A 361-nucleotide genomic window follows, 5' to 3' on the forward strand; every position below is an offset into this window, starting at 1 on the left:
GTGCAGGTGGTAGGCGATGCGGTGCGGTCCCCAGCGGCGGGTGAAGCGCAGGTTGACGATTCGGCGTTCGGTGCGGGTCGGTGTCCGACCGGGGCTGCGGTGTGGTCGGCTGGAGCGGTCGACCATCGCGGCGGCGCCACCGGTGCGGTAGCGGTCGGCCCATTTCTTCGCGGTGGTCGGTGAGACCTGGAACCGTTCGGCGGCGCGGCGGACCGACCACCCGTCGTCGATGATCGATGTCGCGAGTTTCACTCTGCCCTTCGGGGTGAGCAAGGCGTTAGCGTGGGACACGAGGACCTCTCGGTTGTCGGTGCAGTTGTGGTAACCACACCGATACCGGAGGTCCTCACCTATCTGTCGG

At 67.3% G+C, this 361-nt stretch carries 1 protein-coding gene; it reads right to left on the reverse strand.

All coding sequences use genetic code 11. The annotated features are described in order from the left end of the window. Window positions 1-291: leucine zipper domain-containing protein (locus AC1DYP_RS24885; protein ID WP_477048576.1), on the reverse strand; the 291-nt coding region annotated here is incomplete at its 3' end. Window positions 292-361 lie beyond the last annotated feature (70 nt).

This window comes from Caulobacter sp. P1_D6 (assembly GCF_056406095.1).